Below are 16,500 nucleotides of genomic sequence, written 5' to 3' on the forward strand. Positions count from 1 at the left end.
GGATTTTTCATGATTTTCCGTAAAATGACCATCTCCCGCGCGCGGGGTGCCGCACTGGTTGCCGGGCTGGCCCTGTGTGGCAGCGCGCTCTCGCCCGTTGGTGCATTTGCGCAGGCGGCAGCGCCTTCCATGCCATCGGAACTGGTGCCGCCTTCGCTCAGCAGTGCGCAGGTCGTGCGGGCAACCCTGCCCAATGGCTTGCGGGTTGTGATTGTGCCCAACAAGTTGGCACCGGTGGTCACAACGGAAATCAACTATCTGGTCGGGTCGGCAGAGGTGCCAAAGGGTTTTCCCGGTACGGCGCATGCGCTGGAACATATGATGTTCCGTGGCAGCAAGGGGCTGGACAAGGACCAGCTCGCGGCCGTGGGTACACGCCTTGGTGGCAGCTATAATGCAGACACGACCGAGGACGTTACCCAGTATTTTTACACTGCTCAGGCACGTGACCTGCCGGTGCTGCTCAGGATTGAAGCCCTGCGCATGAACGGGCTGACCCTGTCCGAAGCAGACTGGAACAAGGAGCGGGGTGCTATTGAGCAGGAAGTCTCGCGCGACCTGTCCAGCCCCGCCTACCGTTACCTTGAACAGTTGCAGGCCATTTTGTTCGCGGGCACACCGTACGAGCATGATGCGCTGGGCACGCGCCCGTCGTTTGATAAAACAAAAGCCGCTGACCTGCGCGCATTTTACGAAAAATGGTACGCGCCCAACAATGCCATTCTGGTTATTGTGGGGGATGTAAACCCGGTTACCGCCCTGCAACAGGTAGAAGATGCGTTTGGCGGTGTTCCACGTAAAACATTGCCAGCACGGCACAAGGTTTCCCCCGTGCCACCACCGGCCAAAACGCTTACGCTGGCAACGGATTACCCCATAGGGTTTGCAACACTTGCCTTCCCCATGCCGGGTTCTTCCGCTGCGGATTACGCCACGGCGGATATTCTGTCCGATGTGCTGGCCAGCCAGCGTGGGGCACTGTACGACCTTGTGCCACAGGGCAAGGCGCTGTTTGCCGGGTTTGAATACGCCCCCAAAAAGGAAGCAGGGTTTGGGCTTGCTCTGGCAGCGTTCCCCAAAGGGGGGGATGCGGCAAAAGCCATGGCGGATATGCGGGGTGTGCTGGAGGCTATTCGCAAGAATGGCGTTCCGGCTGATCTGGTGGAAGCCGCCAAACGGCGCGAGATTGCCCAAATGCAGTTTGCTGCCAATTCGGTCAGCGGTCTGGCCTCCACCTGGTCCACGGCGCTGGCTTTTCAGGGGCTGGACGCACCGGGGGATCTGGTTGCCGCGTATCAGGCGGTAACACCAGAAGCGGTGAACAAACTGGCTGCCACCCTGCTTAACCCGGCCCATGCGGTTTCTGCCGTACTCACGCCGGAAAGTTCGGGTAATCCTGTGTCGGGCAAAGGGTTTGGCGGGGCTGAGTCCTTTGCGTCTTCCCCCGATAAGCCGGTCAAACTGCCGGATTGGGCAGAAAAAGCCCTGCTCAAGCTGGACAAGCCTGAACCCACACCCCAGCCTTATGTGAGCACCCTGTCCAACGGGATCAAGTTGATCGTCTGGCCGGCCCATGTCAGCCATACCATTCAGCTCAGCGGGCAGGTCCGGCAGACCCCCTCCCTCCAGCAGCCCGCAGGACAGGATGGAGTGAATGACGTTACCGAAGCCCTGTTCTCCTACGGAACTACGCAGTATGACCGGCTGGCTTTCCAGAAAGCGCTGGACGATATTCCTGCATGGGAAAGTGCGGGGAGCAGCTTCTCCCTTCAGGTTCTGACACCCGATTTTGCAAAAGGTGTTGCCCTGCTGGCTGATAATGAGCTGCACCCGGCTTTTGCAGACAAGGATTTTCAGGTTGTGCGTCAGCAGACGGCACAGGCACAGGCAGGGGAACTGCTCTCGCCTGACCATCTGTTTAACCGGGCCATAAAAATGGCTGTGCTGCCGCCCAAAGACCCCACTTTGCGCGAAGCCACACCGCAATCCATCATGAGTGTGACGCGTGATGACGTGCAGACCTATTACAAAAAAGTCTGGCGGCCAGACAGAACAACCATTGTTGTGACCGGGGACGTAACCCCGGAAAAAGCACAGGCTGTGCTGGAACAGGCGTTCGGGGGCTGGAAAGCCGATGGCCCCGCACCCGATATTGACCTGCCAGCCGTGCCCCTAAGCAAGGCATCCCACGCACAGGTGCCAGATAAGAGCAGTGTGCAGGACGAAGTGGTTCTGGCCGAAACACTGGGCCTGACTGCGGCCCAGCCCGACCACTTTATGCTCCAGTTGGGGAATGAGGTGCTGGGGGGCGGTCTGTTCTCCTCCCGCCTGTACCGCGACCTGCGTGTTAAAACCGGGTATGTTTACACAGTGGGGAGCGCGTTCGAGTGGGGGCGCACCCGTGGCCTGTACACGGTCAATTACGGCGCAGACCCCGATAAGGTCGGCAAGGCACAGGCCGCTGCGGTGCGGGACATCAAGGCCATGCAGTCGGCCCCTCCTTCGGATGATGAACTGGCTCTGGCCAAGGCGTCACTTCTGCGGAGTATTCCTCTGGCCCGCGCCAGTCTGGACCGGATTGCAGCGCAGTACCTGCATCTGACCGATCTGGGGCTGCCGTTGGATAATGCAGACCGCGGGGCACTGGCCTATTACAATGCAACCGGCGCAGATGTGCAGGCCGCATTCCGCCAGTGGATCCGCCCGGATGATCTGGCATCCATTGTTAAGGGGCCTGCTCCGTCTTTGTAAAAGACATAGAATATACAGGTGTTTTATGCAGGCGGCGGAAAGTTCTCTTTCCGCCGTTCTGTTTTGTATTGCATTAAGTGTTAGAAGACACTGTTAAACGCAACCTGGGGTGATACGTCCAAACCTGTGTTGTGGCCGGCAAAGTAAGTGGACACACCTGCGATAACCCCAAAGCGGGGGGACCAGTTATACTCAATGGCAGGAGCAATCTGCCAGTCACCGGAGGACTGGGCTATGGTATCAACCTTTTTGCCTGTGGCGGTTGTGCCCCGTAAATGAGAGCCGTTGGACCAGTCCCGCGCCAGATCAAGGGCCAGAACCCACTTCTGGTTAATGCCGAATTCGAGCGAAAAACCACTCTCGCCATACATGCCCGGCTGTGCCCGGCCTTTAAAACCTGCTGATGTGCCATAGCTGGTTACGTCATGCAGATGTGCGGTTGTGACCGCACGCCGGAAGGTGCTCCATACCCGCAACCGTAGCTCATGCTGGCCGGGCAGGGTGTAGGTGGATTGTTCTGTTAACGCCAGACGAAAAGTGTAGGTGCCAGCACCCACACCATCCTGCACGCGGCCCAGCCGGTTATAATCCCCCGTAGGCATGGCCATACCTGCAAAAACGCTCAGGGCGGGTATGTAGCGTTTGGGGTCTGCATCCACATAACGCCACATCAGGTCCACCGGCAGGTCACCAAACTTTAAACCGCTGCTGGTGTTGTCACCTTTTTTCCAGCGATACTCGATAACGGGGGTTAGCTGGATACTGATCGCATCCGTAATTGCGTATTTATACAGCGTAAAATTACTAACGGCTTTTTGCCGTGGGTGCATGGGCTGGCTCACACCATTGCTGTTAAACTGCCCAACCGGCTGGCTGTAGGTCATGTACGGTTCCCACGCGATCATGCCTTTTTTGGTCATGGCCCCGGAGGGGGAGACAAGGGAGCCAGTGTACCACTGCGGTTTTGCCTCCTGCTCACTCTGGGTCTGTGTGGTGGTGGTGCTGTTTGCATCGGCTGCCCAAGTGGGCGTGGCGGCCATGGCAAGGGCTGGCACGCCAAGTGTGGCAGGTAAACGCCAGTGCATGGAACCATACAGGCAGGTGCGGGCAAAAAACCGCTTGGCCTGCTGTATCAGCAATGTGCTCATGGGGGCGTCTGCTGTGCCGTTCCTGCCCGGCAAGTCTGCGGGTGCTGGCCCTGTTTTGTGCCCACATGGGCGCTTGTGTGCGGGTTTGACTGCGCCAGTGGGTACGACGTTGGAAAACGGGGAGGGGGGCGCAGTCATTCAGCCAACCTTACAGAGACACTGTTTTGTAATGGAACTGTATCGGTTGCCCTGAATTATCGCGGGTGTAAAGATGCTTACGGGATCAAAATTAGTGTATCTGCTGGGTATCGGGTTTTGTTGTTTGCCCTGTAGTCTTTGCGTATCCGCAATTTTTGGCGGGTTTTCCTTGTGATGAAGGAATGTTGACTTTCAACACATTTTGAAATCAAAACATTTTCTGTGTTGTACTGGATGTGGTCAATCTGGCAGCGGATTATGCTGCACGTGTTGCCTTATGGCAGCAGGGAAAGCTGGCGGTCTGCCGCAGGCTGCCCCGCTACACTCAGCCCGGCAAGCGATATGCCCAAAAGCCGGACGGGCTTGGCAAGGGGGAGCAGGGGGGCCAGTAGCCGGCTCCCGGCGTCTCGCAAGGCGGTTTCGTTCTGGATGGGATGGGGGAAGGACTGGCTGCGCGTCAGTTGTGTAAAATCCGAATGGCGGAGTTTGAGTGTGACCGTGCGCCCGCTGATCTCACGCTTTAGGCAGCCAGCCCAGACCAGTGTTACAAGTTTGTCCATGGCCTGTTCCAGCTCGGGGGCGGCATGCAGGTCCTGTAAAAAAGTTGTTTCTTTTCCAAGGGATTTTCTTGGTCTGTTGGGCTCAACTGGTCGGTTGTCCACGCCGCGGGCAATGCCGTGGTAAAACGTGGCAGCCTTGCCAAAATGGTGTTTGAGAATATCCAGTGCACAGGCGCGCAGGTCTGCCCCGGTATGAATGCCCAGACCGTTCATGCGTCGGGCCGTGGCCGGGCCTACGCCGTGGAAGGTGCCAACCGGCAGCGGTGCTACAAAAGCCTCCCCCATGCCCGGTGGAATAACAAACAGGCCGTTGGGTTTGCGGTAGTCCGATGCCAGCTTGGCCAGAAACTTGTTGTAGGAAACCCCGGCAGAGGCGGTTAGCCCGGTCTGTTCAAAAATGCTGGCCCGGATTTCCTCCGCAATGGCGGTGGCGGAGGCACGGCGGAGTAAGGGCTGGGTGATGTCCAGATAAGCCTCATCCAGCGAGAGCGGCTGAACAAGAGATGTATAGCGTGAAAAAATGGCGTGAATCTGGGCCGATACAGCCCTGTAGGCATCAAACCTTGGGGGAACAAAAACCAGTTCGGGGCATTTGCGCCGCGCAATAAGGGAGGGCATGGCAGAGCGCACGCCAAATTTGCGGGCTTCGTAGCTGGCGGCGGCCACAACGCCACGTTCCTGGCAATGGCCTACGGCAACCGGTCGCCCTTTAAGGGCCGGGTTGTCGCGTTGTTCGACCGACGCATAAAATGCATCCATGTCGATGTGGATAATGCGGCGTATGGGCGTAGGCATGGCCCGGCCACTATGGCATGAACCGCACCAAAATGGAACAGAAAGAGAACATGCCTTGCGGGCTTATTCCTGCGCAGTGCTCAAGCTGTGGTGTGCCCGGCAGGCTTAACCCGGGTTGTGTTGCGCAAAATTGCGGCGTGGTGGCGCATAACGCCACGAATGGGCGATGCTCATATCCAGATCATGCCACCGTGCGACCGAAAGGGCTGCGGTTGCAGGGTAGGCGGCACGGCTCATGCGCGGCATGGCTACGGGCTGCTGCAAAGGGCGCGCCGCATGGTGGGAGAGCCAGTAGCCCGCGCCCGCAAGGCATGCGCCCAGAGTGGTCAGGGCCGCTACCATGCGCTGGCGCAGGCGCGCAAAGGGGAGCAGGGGGCTCAACAGGGCCTGCATGTCCGTTTCCCGCTCATTCTGTGCGGCTTCGGTGGCGAGGAGCAGATTATACTCGGTTTCGGTTACGGCCAGTGTGCTGCCTGCGCAAATATCCAGTGCGGGCATTTCATGCGCGGCCATGTCGGTTAGCGCATCCTGAAAAGCTTGGGAGACAGCCATAAACTCCTGCCGGAAGCAGGGCAGGAACAGGCTGCCCGATGCACCGGGTGCTGCTCCGCAGGGGGGAGGGGCGCCAGCAAGGCGGCGGATGGTCCACAGGGTCAGCCGTTCACTTGCGGCAAGGTCGGTAAGGTACACAGGTGTATGCTGCATGGCGTGATCCGGAGGCAACGCCTCCCTCCCTAGCTATCGATCATGGAGGATCATTAAATGAGAATCACTCTTAGTTGCAAGTAAAACTTTGAGCAATAATCGTGTGGTCGCGGGGCTGGTTTTTTCTCTTTCCTTAGGGGGCGGCTTGGGGCAGTACAAAGGGCATGTCAGTGCTAGCATCCCTCTCCCTGCCGCTTGTGCGCAAACTTGACCCCGAAAAAGCGCATGAGCTTGCCATAGATGCCCTTACGCTGGGCATTTCCGTCCCCTTCAAGCGCCCCGAGGATGACCCGGCCCTTGCCACGCGCGCGCTGGGTATGCGTTTTTCCAACCCCATTGGCATAGCCGCCGGGTTTGACAAGAACGCCCGCGTGCTGCGCCCGCTCGCCCGTCTGGGTTTCGGGTTTGTTGAGGCCGGGACCGTGACCCCCCGCCCGCAGCCGGGCAACCCCAAGCCGCGGCTGTTCCGGCTGGAGGAGGACCGGGCGGTTATCAACCGCATGGGGTTCAATAATCAGGGGATAGACCGCTTTGCCGTGCGCCTTGCCCGCCTGACCCGGCCGCTGCCATCTGGCAGGGCAGGGGGAGCCGGTGTGCCGGTGGGGGCCAATATTGGCATCAACAAAACCGGTGCGGACCCCGAGCGGGACTACCCGGCTCTTGTGGCGCGGGTCAAACCGTATGTGAACTACATTGTGCTCAATGTCTCTTCCCCCAATACGCCGGGTTTGCGCGGGTTGCAGGATGCGGCAAGGCTCAAGGGGATTCTGGACGCCATTGCAGCGCGCCACCCCGAACGCCCGCCCCTGCTGGTCAAGCTGGCCCCGGATCTGGAAGACGATGCCATTGCCCCTATTGTGGAAGCCGCAATTCAGGGCGGTGTGCAGGGGTTGATCATCAACAACACCACACTGGCCCGCCCCGATAGCCTGCGCAGCCCGCACAAGGGCGAATCCGGTGGGCTTTCCGGCCGACCGCTGGCTGCGCGCTCAACCCAGATGCTGCGGCTTGTTGCCAATATTGCCGCTGGCCGTCTGGCTCTTGTTTCCTGCGGGGGGATCGAGAGCGGGCAGGATATTCTGGACCGTATCCGCCTTGGGGCCGATCTGGTGCAGGTTTACACGGCCTTTGCCTATGAGGGGCCAGCCCTTATTGCCCGTCTCAAGCGGGAGATGCTTCAGATCATGCGTGCACAAGGCATAGAAACACTGGATGATGTGCGTGGGGTGGACCTGTGAGCACCACCACAGACTGGTCACTCCCCCAGATTGCCGGGCTGGAAGCGCTGGCTGATCGGTATGATGGCTACATCATAGACCTGTGGGGCACCGTGCATGATGGCGTAAACCCTTATCCCGGCGCTCTGGAATGCCTGCGTGCACTCCATAATGCGGGCAAACGGGTTATCATGCTCTCCAACGCGCCCCGGCCTGCTGCGGTAATCGCCACCCAGCTGGAAGGGTTTGGCGTAGACCGTGCCCTTTACAACGGGGTCATGACCAGTGGGCAGGAAACCCACCGCCAGATGAAGGAGAAGGCAGACCCATGGTTTGCCCGCCTGGGCCACAAGGTGCTCCATATTGGCGGTGTGCATGATCTGGGGCTGTACGAAGGGCTGAACATCCAGCGCGTAACAGACGTGGAACAGGCCGATTTTGTGATGAACACAGGGCCGGATCTGGAGCGGGGCGTTGCAACGCTGGACCCCTATCTGCCCGAACTGCGTGCCTGCCTTGCCCGCAAGCTGCCCATGATCTGCGCCAACCCCGACAAGGTGGTGGTCAAGGGGGGTAACCGGCAGATCTGTGCTGGCGCTCTGGCTGCGTTTTATGCCGAACAGGGCGGGGATGTCCGCTGGATTGGCAAGCCATACCCCGGTGTGTACCAGCCCGTGTTTGATATGCTGGACGTGCCCCGCACACGTATTCTGGCTATTGGGGATGCGTTGGGGACAGACATCAGGGGGGCTGCCGCCGTGGGGGTGGACAGCCTGTGGATTCTGGGCGGCATTCATCAGGAAATGGTGGGCAATGACATGGCTCTGGCCACGGCCGAGGCTCAGGCGGCTGGTCTGCGGCCAACGGCTGCGGTGCACAGGTTGGTGTGGTAACACCCGTGCAGCCAGCGGTTGGGTGTGGCGCGTTTATTCTGCGTGATGGCTGCCTGCTGCTGATCCGGCGGGTCAAGGCGCCAGAGGCCGGGTGCTGGGGTTTACCCGGTGGCAAGGTGGACCTGTTCGAAACCGCAGCGCAGGCCGCCATGCGTGAAGTGCGCGAAGAAGTGGGGCTGGAACTGCAACCCGGTCCCCTTTTGTGCGTGGTGGACCAGATTGACCGTGCCGCAGGCACGCATTGGGTGGCCCCGGTTTACAGAACAGGCCCAGTGCAGGGCGAACCCCAGTTATGCGAGCCCCATAAACATGATGGTCTGGGGTGGTTTGCCCTGAATGCCCTGCCACATCCGTTAACCACAGCCACACAGGTTGCCGTGCAGGCATTTAACGCGCAGGCGGAATAGGCGCCTTGCCACCAGCCCGCCGTATGGTGTGGTGGGCTGGTGGGTTTGCCTGTGGCGGATGTTTGGGGCGGTTCAGAAATCCGGCAGGGTCTGGGCCAGTAGTCCCCCCTGCCGCAAGGGGGCAAGGCGGCGGGCCAGACCGGTTGCATCGTCCGTTTCCACCATAATGCCGCAGATCGTGGCCTCACCCTCGGAGGGTTGGAGCCGCTCGCCGGGCATTTTGCGCACAAAGCGGGCAACGGCGGGTTCCTTGGTCATGCCGATCACGCTGTTATAGTCCCCGCACATGCCGGCATCGGTCTGGAAGGCAGTGCCAGCGGCCAGAATACGGTGGTCTGCTGTGGGGGTGTGGGTATGGGTGCCCACAACAAGGGACACCCTGCCATCGAGCATATGGCCAAAGGCCCATTTTTCGCTTGTGGCTTCGGCATGAATATCCACCACAATGGCATGTACCGTGGCACCCATGCGGTGCTTGCCCAGCAAGTCGTTGGTGCAGCGGAAGGGGTCGTCCAGCGGGTCCATGAACAGCCGCCCCATTACATTGACCACCAGCGCCTTGCGGCCATCGGCCAGCGCCACCACCACACTCCCTTGCCCCGGCGTTGCCGGCGGGTAGTTGAGCGGGCGGATAATGCGGGGCTCGCCATCAATATGGCCGATCAGGTCGCGGCGGTCCCATGCGTGGTTGCCAAGAGTAATCACATCCACGCCGCTTTGCAGCAGGGTTGTGGCAATGGCAGGGGACAGGCCAAAGCCGTGGCTTGCGTTTTCCGCATTGACCACCACAAGGTCCAGCCCCAGTTGTGTGCGCAGGCCACTCAGGCGGGAAAGAACGCCATCACGCCCGGTGCGGCCGACAATATCGCCCAAAAACAGAATTCTCACGCGTGGGTCTTTCGCACTGTGCAGGGGTGTGGGTTAGCCAAAACGAATAACCTCCTTTTCGGTTACAATACAGTTCAGGGGCTGGTCATGGGGGCCACGGGGGAGGTGTGCCACCTCCTGTGTGGAGGGAGCATAGCCTATGCTGGCGGCATGGGGCAGGGCGGCCAGTGTGCGGTCGTAATAACCGCCGCCGTAACCCAGCCGGTTGCCGCTGCGGTCAAACCCCAGCAGGGGGACCAGCACAAGGGCAGGCTCCATAATCGGGCCATCGGGGTGGTGTGTGCCAAAGCGGCCCGCCAGCATGGTGGATTCGGGCTGCCACTGGCGAAAAACCAGTGGGGAACCCCGCGCTGGTGTCTGGGGGAGTACAACGGTTTTACCCGCTTGCGCCAGAGCCTGGCAGAGCGGGCGCAGGTCCACCTCGTGCGGGAGCGGCCACACGCAGGCAATGGGGCCGGTGCTTGCGCGCAGTAAAGGCTCCAGCCGGTGGATAATCCCCCAATCCCGTGCGTAATCGCGCGCACGCATGGCGGCAAGGCATTCAACCCGCAGGGTTTTTTTGCGCTGCGCAATGTCAGGCGGGTCATTGCAGGGGGGGGGGATGTGCGGAGCCACCATGGACCGTGGGTCTTTCAACCTCCAGGACCTGCTAGTGCAGGTGGGCGCCGGGTAATGTGACCAGGGCCACAACAGAGCCAGCTCCCTAGGAAGTGCTTATCGGCCCAGGGGATGACTTGCCTCACGCGTCGGGCAGCCCCGCATCTTCTATGTAGGCGCGCTCCATCTCCGCTGCAAGAGATTCCGCAGTATCGGCCAGATCAGCCAGCCGGGTGTTGGTCAGGGCCAGTTCCGCCCGCAGGCGTTCTGCGTCCAGGGCTGCCAGTGCCGTGCTCTCTGGCACGCGGCTGCCTGACAGGTCCTGAATTTCGTCCGCCATCAGCAGTGCAGCCAGTACCAGCACGCGGGTTTCACCGCTAAATCCCAGATTGCGGACCTGCTGTACACGGCGTTCAACCTGATGCGCCATGGCCTGAACGTGGCGTTCCTGCCCGTTTTCGCACCCGACTGTATAGCTGTGGCCGTTGATATTGACCGAAACAAGCGCCATGGGTCAGTTCCCTTCCTCATGCCGGGGCAGGAGCGGGTCTTGGCCAGGTGTGGCCTGGCCCGTCTGGTCCAGAATGTCCCGCACGCGCATGATCAGCGCATCTATGTTGGCCAGCAGTTCCTGCCGGTCGGTTTCCGGTCGGTTCTGTTTTGCCTGCTGTTGCTTATCAAGAGCAAAGGAAATGCGCTGCAACGCACGGTCCAGCCGGGTAATGGACTCTTCCGCAGGTCTTGCGCGGGTGTGCATGCTGGCATAGCTGTTGCCTTGGGGTGAGTGCGGCTCCACGTCTTGATCCTGCATTCCTTTTCCCTTCTCTTGGGGTAAGGAATCACCTGCAAAAGCGATTGCGTCAAGCATGCTCACGGAAAACAGGCCACTTTTCTCATCTTCTTCGGCGGGTATCCGCTATGTGTGCGTCCATGACCGTGCTGGTGTGCATATGGCTTTGCGTGCGGCGGGGCTGGCGGAGTATGGTGGTTGCATTGGCCTGCTCTCCCCCCCCGGTGCGGTGGCATACATGGGGGTAGGCTGGTGGCATGCCCTGATGAACGATGCCGCAGAATCGGCCCGGCAGCCTTTTGTGCACGTGCTCGATTGTGACAGTAGTCCTGCAGGTGCGCTCATGGCGTTGCGTTGTGGCCAGCAAACTGCCATTCTGCGCCCGCAAAACCCACAATATGAGACAATCCGGGCCTTGTATGCACAGGAAAAAGCGACACTTCTGCCACAACGCCCGCCATCATTTAACCTTATCATGCCGTTAAGTGCCATATCGTCTCTTGTCGGGTATTTCGCCCACGGTTATTGCCAACACCAGCATCCGGAAAATAATGTGCCGGACACAAGGCAAAAGAAGGACTGTTCCCCATGACGCTTACCCCGAAGGTTAAGGCTATTCTCAATCAGTATGAGAGCGATAACCCCGGTACAAAGACGAATCTGGCCCGCCTGCTCAATGCTGGCAAGCTGGGTGGAACCGGCAAAATGGTCATTCTGCCGGTGGATCAGGGGTTTGAGCATGGTCCTGCCCGCTCTTTCGCAGCCAATCCGGCCGCCTATGACCCGCACTACCACTTCCAGCTTGCGATCGAAGCCGGGCTGAGCGGCTATGCAGCGCCTCTGGGCATGCTCGAATGTGGGGCTGCAACCTTTGCGGGTGAAATTCCGCTTATTCTCAAGTGCAACAGTTCCAACAGCCTTGCGACCGAAAAAGATCAGGCCGTTACCGGCACCGTGGCGGATGCGCTGCGTCTGGGTTGTGCGGGCATTGGTTTTACCATTTACCCCGGCTCGGAATACTGCTTCGACCAGATGGAAGAACTGCGTGAACTGGCGGCAGAAGCCAAGTCCGTGGGTCTGGCCGTAATCGCATGGAGCTACCCGCGTGGCCCCGTGCTGGACAAGAAGGCCGAAACAGCCGTGGACGTATGTGCCTATGCCGCACATATGGCCGCCCTGTGTGGTGCCCACATCATCAAGGTCAAACCCCCGACCGACGTTGTGGCACTGGATGCCTGCAAGCCTGTGTACGAAAAGAACAAGGTTGATGTGGCAACGCTTGCCGCGCGCATTAACCATGTTGTGCAGTCCAGCTTTGCCGGTCGCCGGATTGTCATCTTCTCTGGTGGTGAACACACCGGCACGGACAACCTGCTGGCCACCATTCAGGGTATTCATGATGGTGGCGGCTTTGGCTCCATTATCGGTCGTAACGTGTTCCAGCGCCCCAAGGCAGAAGCGCTGGCCCTGCTCGACCAGATTATCACCATCTTCAAGAGCTGAGCTTAACAGGTGCGCATCGTGCGGAAAGGATAGTCGCAGTGTCGGAACTTTATCTTGTTACGCCTGCACTCTTGCACGCCGATGCGTTTTTGCCTGTGCTGGAGCAGCGTCTGGCCAACCACCAGCCCGCAGCATTGCTGCTGCGTCTGGCGGATGGCATAGCCCCTGCTGCCGCCATAGCCCTGATCGGGGCTATTCGCCCGCTTGTGCAGCATGAGGGCATTGCCCTTATGCTGGAAGACGCACCCGAACTGGCTGTGCAGACCGGGTGCGATGGGGTTCATCTCTCCCAGTCCTATACTGCGGCCAGTGTGCGCGACGTACGACGCCAGATTGGTGATGAACTGCAACTTGGTGTGGCCGTAGGCAGCAGCCGCGACGGCGCCATGCGCGCGGGGGAAGAAGGGGCGGATTACGTCTGCTTTGCTCCGGATGCCGCGCAGAGTGCAGAGGCCACACAGGCCGTTCTGGCTCTTGCCCAGTGGTGGTGCATGATGATGGAACTGCCCGCCGTAGCCTGCGCCGCAACCCCCGAAGACGCCCGCGCACTGGCCGGGTGTGATACGGATTTTGTCATGCCCGATACCAACTGGTGGGATGACCCTTCCCCGTGGGTTTTTTAACTCCAGCTATCCAGTAGCTCTGCGCCGTATGGGGTAAACCCCTTAAGGGATGTTAGGGGCGCGTAGCCGCCTGTTCCGCGGGTGGCAGAACCAGCGTGTGTGTAAAGTATAGCACACCGTTTGATTGCGGAATCCCCATGACCCAGAGCGGGCTGCTTTGCCCATGGGGTGGGCCAACCATGACCTGCTCTGTTTGTGTGTCCAGCCAGATGGGCAGCGCCTGCCCGTTCAGGGTGGGGAGCAGCAGGCTATGGCCCGGTGCGGCAGCAAGGGCTGCACGCAAGGCCTTGTGGGGCCATTTTCCGGTGACAATTGTATAGCCTAGCAAGGCGCGTACCCTGCCGGTGCTGGCTGGGTCCAGGAGCTGGCCACCAGTTTGCGCGTTATAGGTTTCCAGCGCTGTATTGGGCAGGGCGAACACCGTAAAAGGCCCCGCCTGCTGCAAGGTCGTGAACAGGCCGGTCCTGTCCAGCAGATGCGTGTAGTCGGCCAGCTCTATGGAACTGCGCAGGGTGTCGGACAGGGGGCGGTCGCAGAAAGCGGGCGTTTGCGGGTTGCCGTAGGCAACGGCACTATCAATTGGATTGTTCTGCCCGGACTTGCCACTGCGCCCCTGTGTATAGGTGCGTGTGCCCGAGACTGTTGGCATCATATACGCGCAGGTAGAGATTGGCGTTGTGTATGTGTCCTGCCGGGCGGGGCTCTGCGCGCAACCACCCAGCAGGAACATGCCTGCCAGCATAAGTGCCGGGGGAGCCACAAACCCACGCCAGCGGTGTTGTGCGCGGCGTGGGGTGTGGTGACGCAAAGGAGCCTCATCCCGGGTAGTCGTGGTGTTGAACGGTAAGGGCAGGAGGCTCAGCATGATGCGTGTGGTCTAGCAGCCGTCGCCCCGCATTGTCCAACTGATGACAAGGCCTTTTACGAGTTCAAAGTTGGTCTGGCAGCTATAGGTGTAAGCGGTGCCCATACCGCCGCCCCAGCCGCCATAACCCCAACCACCGTAGCCCCAGCCACCATAGCCGCCCCAGCCGCCACCCCAACCGGGGCCATACCCCCAGCCACCGCCCATGGGCATGGAGGTGTAGTCGGTCTCCTGCGTGATGTAGGCAAGAAAAGTGTGATCCCCCGTGGTGAACTGGCGCGTAGGCACGCCAAAGGTGCGGATAACATCCACGGTTGGCCGCCCGATCATGGAATCGAGCTTGCGTCGTTCCTCCGCGCTGGGAACCTGGCAGGCGGCAAGGGCTAGAAGCCCGATCAGTAAAAATCTGTTTGCGTATGTCATGGCACCGACTTGCCCCTTGGTGGAATACGCCTGCGGTGTGCGTCGTACGAGTGGAAGATAAGCAAAAAACACCTGTTAAGGCTAAATGTTGCAGACTAATCCTGTATCCACAAGACATCCTGTATCTGGCGGGCTCCACTGGCCAGCATAACCAGCCGGTCAAAGCCCAGCGCAATGCCTGAACAGGGGGGCATGTGGGGCAGGGCGTGGAGGAGTTTTTCGTCCATCGGCCAGGTGGGGCGGGTCGGGTAAAGCTGCTGGCGTTCGGCTCTGTCATGGGTAAAACGCTGGCGCTGCTCTACAGGGTCTGTCAGTTCCTCAAACGCATTGGCCAGTTCCATGCCTGCGGCGTAAAGCTCAAACCGCAGGGCCACGCGCGGGTCTGTGGGGTCCTTGCGCGCCAGTGCGGCCTGGCTTGCTGGCCAGTGCGTTAAAAACGTGGGGCGGGTCTGGCCAATGGCGGGTTCGATTCGCTCCAGCAACAAGCGGAAAAACAGGTCTTCCCAGTGTTCACCATCGCGCAGGGTGCAGCCTGCCGCATGGGCCAGTGCCTGCGCATTACCTTGGGTTGGAAGCAGGTCAACACCAGCATGGTGGCGGAATGCCTCTTCCATGCTCAGTCGTTCAAAGGGCTGGCTCAGGTCCAGCGTGCAGGCGTTGCGGTGCACAACAGGGGGCAGAACGGCTTTGAGCAGGGCTTCTGTCTCGTCCATCAGGCCGCTCAGGGGCATGCCGGGCTGGTACCATTCCAGCATGGTGAACTCGGGGGCATGGGTGCCGCTGGCCTCACCATTGCGCCAGACACGGGCAAACTGGAACAGCGGCAGCCCGGTGGCGGCGATAATCCGCTTCATGGCGAATTCGGGGCTGGTGTGCAAAAACAGCGGCTGGCGTTGGCCGTCGGGTGTTTCCCGCTCGGTCTGGAAGGGGAGCAGATGCACCTCTTCCCCCGGCACGGGCACGGCGCAGGGGGTTTCCACCTCCACGCAGCCACGGGATTCCAAAAACGCGCGCACACCCCGCATGGTCAGGTTGCGGCGGATTAAAAATGGCAGCCGGTCGCGAATACGCTCGGGGTCGGGGCCACCAAAGGACAGATGAGATGTTGCAGACACAGACATGGGCAGAGTAGAGCCGGTACATGTCTTCCCCGGTCAAGCCCCCTTTTGCGACCAGCCGAACGCTGCGCACCCCAGATGAATTGATTGCCGCCGGTATGGCCACGCCCGCGCAAAAAGCGGACCTGCAAGCCATAGCCCGGCAGTATGCCACGGCCATACCGCCCGCTTTTACGGAGCTGATGCACAGTCTGGACGACCCGATTGGCGTGCAGGTTGTGCCCACCATGCAGGAACTGGTGGTCACGCCGGAAGAGCGCTCTGACCCGATTGGAGATGATGCGCTCTCCCCAGTGCCCGGTATTGTGCACCGCTACGCGGACCGCGCCTTGCTTAAGCCCCTGCTGGTATGCCCGTTATACTGCCGGTTCTGCTTCCGCCGGGAGCATGTGGGGCCAGATGGCGGTGTGCTGGATGATGAAGCCCTGAGCCGCGCGCTGGACTGGCTACGCACGCATGAGCAGATCCGCGAGGTTATTCTGACCGGGGGGGACCCGCTCATGCTCTCGCCCCGGCGGTTGGGGGAGATTGTGCAGGCCCTTTCCGGCATGGCGCATGTAACCACCATCCGGGTGCATACGCGTGTGCCAGTAGCCGCACCCGAGCGTGTGACAGACGCATTGCTGGATGCGCTGGAAACGGACAAAGCCATGTGGATGGCCGTACACATCAACCATGCGCGGGAAATGGCTCCACCTGCACGGAACAGCCTGCGCCGTATTGCCCGGCGGGGCATACCGCTGTTGGGGCAGTCGGTGCTGCTGCGTGGGGTGAATGACAGCGAGGAGGCACTGGAAGACCTGTTCCGCACCATGGTGGAAAACCGTATGCGGCCGTACTACCTGCACCAGCTCGACCCTGCGCCGGGTACGGCCCATTTTCATGTGCCGGTCGCACAGGGCCAGCGCCTGCTGGCTGGTCTGCGGGGGCGTGTTACGGGGCTTGCCTGGCCTATTTACGTGCTGGATATTCCCGGAGGCTACGGCAAGGTTCCTCTGGGGCCGGAGTATATTACGGGCGAGCGGCAGGTGCGTGACCCACAGGGCGGCACCCATAATCTGGACCGCCTGTAGGCGCTG

Annotated in this window: 17 protein-coding genes, 1 other RNA gene and 1 pseudogene; 8 read left to right on the forward strand and 11 right to left on the reverse strand. The window is 60.4% G+C overall.

Annotated elements, in window-relative coordinates; genetic code table 11:
* Positions 1-9: 9 nt before the first annotated feature.
* Complete coding sequence (locus LKE65_RS05220) at positions 10-2,751, forward strand: M16 family metallopeptidase (protein WP_095349656.1); 2,742 nt, start codon at positions 10-12, stop codon at positions 2,749-2,751.
* An 80-nt stretch (positions 2,752-2,831) separates the two neighbouring features.
* Here LKE65_RS05220 and LKE65_RS05225 read toward each other — a convergent pair whose 3' ends face one another.
* The 3 genes from LKE65_RS05225 to LKE65_RS05235 all read right to left on the reverse strand — a co-directional run bounded on the left by LKE65_RS05225 (position 2,832) and on the right by LKE65_RS05235 (position 6,097).
* Positions 2,832-3,791: a transporter gene (locus LKE65_RS05225; protein ID WP_244896413.1), complete on the reverse strand. Its 960-nt coding sequence runs from the start codon at positions 3,789-3,791 to the stop codon at positions 2,832-2,834.
* 521 nt (positions 3,792-4,312) lie between these two features.
* On the reverse strand, positions 4,313-5,392 hold the full coding sequence (gene dinB, locus LKE65_RS05230; RefSeq protein ID WP_278740669.1) for a DNA polymerase IV: 1,080 nt from the start codon (positions 5,390-5,392) through the stop codon (positions 4,313-4,315).
* A 105-nt stretch (positions 5,393-5,497) separates the two neighbouring features.
* Entirely contained in the window at positions 5,498-6,097 is a 600-nt protein-coding gene (locus tag LKE65_RS05235) for a hypothetical protein (RefSeq protein ID WP_086646344.1), read from the reverse strand.
* A 164-nt stretch (positions 6,098-6,261) separates the two neighbouring features.
* On the opposite strand from LKE65_RS05235, the gene LKE65_RS05240 reads away from it, so the two are divergent.
* Genes LKE65_RS05240 through LKE65_RS05250 form a run of 3 tightly spaced genes read left to right on the forward strand, consistent with a single transcriptional unit; the run spans position 6,262 to position 8,614 of the window.
* The gene (locus LKE65_RS05240) at positions 6,262-7,335 is read left to right on the forward strand and encodes a quinone-dependent dihydroorotate dehydrogenase (protein ID WP_278740670.1); all 1,074 of its coding nucleotides are present in this window, start codon (positions 6,262-6,264) and stop codon (positions 7,333-7,335) included.
* Positions 7,332-8,207, forward strand: a complete 876-nt coding sequence (locus LKE65_RS05245; RefSeq protein WP_278740671.1) for a TIGR01459 family HAD-type hydrolase — start codon at positions 7,332-7,334, stop codon at positions 8,205-8,207. The genes LKE65_RS05240 and LKE65_RS05245 overlap by 4 nt, the downstream gene beginning before the upstream one ends.
* A 5-nt stretch (positions 8,208-8,212) precedes the next feature.
* Complete coding sequence (locus LKE65_RS05250; RefSeq protein ID WP_233129112.1) at positions 8,213-8,614, forward strand: NUDIX hydrolase; 402 nt, start codon at positions 8,213-8,215, stop codon at positions 8,612-8,614.
* A 72-nt stretch (positions 8,615-8,686) separates the two neighbouring features.
* Here LKE65_RS05250 and LKE65_RS05255 read toward each other — a convergent pair whose 3' ends face one another.
* The 5 genes and pseudogenes from LKE65_RS05255 to LKE65_RS05275 form a co-directional block, all read right to left on the reverse strand.
* A complete protein-coding gene (locus tag LKE65_RS05255; RefSeq protein ID WP_165925554.1) occupies positions 8,687-9,502 on the reverse strand; it encodes a TIGR00282 family metallophosphoesterase in 816 nt (271 codons plus the stop codon).
* Positions 9,503-9,535: 33 nt separating this feature from the next.
* Positions 9,536-10,120 (reverse strand): 5-formyltetrahydrofolate cyclo-ligase, encoded by a 585-nt coding sequence (locus tag LKE65_RS05260; protein WP_278740672.1) that lies wholly within the window; start codon positions 10,118-10,120, stop codon positions 9,536-9,538.
* Positions 10,107-10,262: non-coding RNA, 6S RNA (gene ssrS / locus LKE65_RS05265), on the reverse strand. The genes LKE65_RS05260 and ssrS overlap by 14 nt, the downstream gene beginning before the upstream one ends.
* Before the next feature lie 159 nt (positions 10,263-10,421).
* Positions 10,422-10,610, reverse strand: a pseudogene (locus tag LKE65_RS05270) (cell division protein ZapA); the annotation flags it as partial.
* A gap of 3 nt (positions 10,611-10,613) precedes the next feature.
* Positions 10,614-10,910, reverse strand: coding sequence for a hypothetical protein (locus LKE65_RS05275; RefSeq protein WP_095349650.1), 297 nt, complete (start codon positions 10,908-10,910; stop codon positions 10,614-10,616).
* 55 nt (positions 10,911-10,965) lie between these two features.
* On the opposite strand from LKE65_RS05275, the gene LKE65_RS05280 reads away from it, so the two are divergent.
* The 3 genes from LKE65_RS05280 to LKE65_RS05290 are packed head-to-tail and all read left to right on the forward strand — an operon-like array spanning position 10,966 to position 13,015.
* Positions 10,966-11,481: a hypothetical protein gene (locus LKE65_RS05280; protein WP_095349649.1), complete on the forward strand. Its 516-nt coding sequence runs from the start codon at positions 10,966-10,968 to the stop codon at positions 11,479-11,481.
* Positions 11,478-12,392 carry a class I fructose-bisphosphate aldolase gene (locus LKE65_RS05285; protein WP_086638149.1) on the forward strand — a complete coding sequence of 305 codons (915 nt, stop codon included), beginning with the start codon at positions 11,478-11,480 and terminating at the stop codon, positions 12,390-12,392. The genes LKE65_RS05280 and LKE65_RS05285 overlap by 4 nt, the downstream gene beginning before the upstream one ends.
* Positions 12,393-12,430: 38 nt before the next feature.
* Positions 12,431-13,015, forward strand: coding sequence for a thiamine phosphate synthase (locus LKE65_RS05290; protein ID WP_086646336.1), 585 nt, complete (start codon positions 12,431-12,433; stop codon positions 13,013-13,015).
* A gap of 52 nt (positions 13,016-13,067) precedes the next feature.
* Here the strand turns inward: LKE65_RS05290 and LKE65_RS05295 are convergent, their stop codons facing one another.
* The 3 genes from LKE65_RS05295 to epmA all read right to left on the reverse strand — a co-directional run bounded on the left by LKE65_RS05295 (position 13,068) and on the right by epmA (position 15,424).
* The gene (locus tag LKE65_RS05295) at positions 13,068-13,880 is read right to left on the reverse strand and encodes a fasciclin domain-containing protein (protein WP_278740673.1); all 813 of its coding nucleotides are present in this window, start codon (positions 13,878-13,880) and stop codon (positions 13,068-13,070) included.
* Positions 13,881-13,892: 12 nt separating this feature from the next.
* Positions 13,893-14,303, reverse strand: coding sequence for a hypothetical protein (locus LKE65_RS05300; RefSeq protein ID WP_086646334.1), 411 nt, complete (start codon positions 14,301-14,303; stop codon positions 13,893-13,895).
* Between the two features lie 95 nt (positions 14,304-14,398).
* Positions 14,399-15,424, reverse strand: a complete 1,026-nt coding sequence (epmA, locus tag LKE65_RS05305) for an EF-P lysine aminoacylase EpmA (RefSeq protein ID WP_095349646.1) — start codon at positions 15,422-15,424, stop codon at positions 14,399-14,401.
* 20 nt (positions 15,425-15,444) lie between these two features.
* Here epmA and LKE65_RS05310 point away from each other — a divergent pair, with 20 nt between their 5' ends.
* Positions 15,445-16,494, forward strand: coding sequence for a lysine-2,3-aminomutase-like protein (locus LKE65_RS05310; protein WP_278740674.1), 1,050 nt, complete (start codon positions 15,445-15,447; stop codon positions 16,492-16,494).
* Positions 16,495-16,500: the final 6 nt, after the last annotated feature.

This window comes from Acetobacter fabarum, from assembly GCF_022483405.1.
GTDB lineage: Bacteria > Pseudomonadota > Alphaproteobacteria > Acetobacterales > Acetobacteraceae > Acetobacter > Acetobacter fabarum.

Bases quoted from the DNA above. Each gene is read 5' to 3' on its own strand.
- LKE65_RS05220 (WP_095349656.1), top strand. From the start codon at position 10: ATGATTTTCCGTAAAATGACCATCTCCCGCGCGCGGGGTGCCGCACTG.
- LKE65_RS05225 (WP_244896413.1), bottom strand. From the start codon at position 3,791: ATGGCCGCCACGCCCACTTGGGCAGCCGATGCAAACAGCACCACCACC.
- dinB (WP_278740669.1), bottom strand. From the start codon at position 5,392: ATGCCTACGCCCATACGCCGCATTATCCACATCGACATGGATGCATTT.
- LKE65_RS05235 (WP_086646344.1), bottom strand. From the start codon at position 6,097: ATGCAGCATACACCTGTGTACCTTACCGACCTTGCCGCAAGTGAACGG.
- LKE65_RS05240 (WP_278740670.1), top strand. From the start codon at position 6,262: ATGTCAGTGCTAGCATCCCTCTCCCTGCCGCTTGTGCGCAAACTTGAC.
- LKE65_RS05260 (WP_278740672.1), bottom strand. From the start codon at position 10,120: ATGGTGGCTCCGCACATCCCCCCCCCCTGCAATGACCCGCCTGACATT.
- LKE65_RS05275 (WP_095349650.1), bottom strand. From the start codon at position 10,910: ATGCAGGATCAAGACGTGGAGCCGCACTCACCCCAAGGCAACAGCTAT.
- LKE65_RS05280 (WP_095349649.1), top strand. From the start codon at position 10,966: ATGCTCACGGAAAACAGGCCACTTTTCTCATCTTCTTCGGCGGGTATC.
- LKE65_RS05285 (WP_086638149.1), top strand. From the start codon at position 11,478: ATGACGCTTACCCCGAAGGTTAAGGCTATTCTCAATCAGTATGAGAGC.
- LKE65_RS05295 (WP_278740673.1), bottom strand. From the start codon at position 13,880: ATGCTGAGCCTCCTGCCCTTACCGTTCAACACCACGACTACCCGGGAT.
- LKE65_RS05300 (WP_086646334.1), bottom strand. From the start codon at position 14,303: ATGACATACGCAAACAGATTTTTACTGATCGGGCTTCTAGCCCTTGCC.
- epmA (WP_095349646.1), bottom strand. From the start codon at position 15,424: ATGTCTGTGTCTGCAACATCTCATCTGTCCTTTGGTGGCCCCGACCCC.
- LKE65_RS05310 (WP_278740674.1), top strand. From the start codon at position 15,445: ATGTCTTCCCCGGTCAAGCCCCCTTTTGCGACCAGCCGAACGCTGCGC.